Origin of the sequence: Rhodopseudomonas sp. BR0G17, assembly GCF_010907025.1 — a bacterium.
Lineage (GTDB): Bacteria > Pseudomonadota > Alphaproteobacteria > Rhizobiales > Xanthobacteraceae > Rhodopseudomonas > Rhodopseudomonas palustris_H.
Genome location: NZ_QUML01000095.1, coordinates 1 through 596, shown reverse-complemented (window position 1 = coordinate 596; position 596 = coordinate 1). Strand labels below are relative to the sequence as shown.

At 63.9% G+C, this 596-nt stretch carries 1 protein-coding gene; it reads left to right on the top strand.

The annotated features are described in order from the left end of the window. Nucleotides 1–12: 12 nt before the first annotated feature. Nucleotides 13–596, top strand: a 584-nt coding sequence (locus DY467_RS25350) for a potassium-transporting ATPase subunit KdpA (RefSeq protein ID WP_205502824.1), incomplete at its 3' end; no start/stop codon positions are given.

Below are 596 nucleotides of genomic sequence, written 5' to 3'. Positions count from 1 at the left end.
GAGGAGGCGGCGATGACCCTGATCGGCTCGACCCAGTTCATCCTGTTTTGCGCGGTTGTGGTGGCGCTGACGCCGCTGCTCGGCGCCTATCTCACCCGCGTCTTCGACGGCCGCATCGCTCTGCTACGCCCGGTCGAGACCGGGCTGTATCGCCTCGCCGGCGTCGATCCGCAGCGCGAACAGCATTGGCTCAGTTACACGGTGGCGATGCTGCTGTTTCATGTGGCCGGCTTCGCGCTGTTGTATGGCCTGCTTCGGCTGCAGAGCCTGCTTCCGTTCAATCCGGCGGAGCAGGGCGCGGTAGCGCCCGATCCCGCGCTCAACACCGTGATCTCGTTCCTGACCAACACCAATTGGCAGAACTACGGCGGCGAGAGCGCGTTGTCTTATCTGACCCAGATGCTCGGCCTGACGGTGCAGAACTTTCTCTCCGCCGCGACCGGTATGGTGCTGGCTGTGGCGTTGATCCGCGGCTTCGCCCGCGCCTCGGCCAAGACCATCGGCAATTTCTGGGTCGATGTCACCCGCTGCACGCTCTACGTGCTGCTGCCGATCTCGATCGTGTTCACGATCTTCCTTGTCTGGCAGGGCATGCC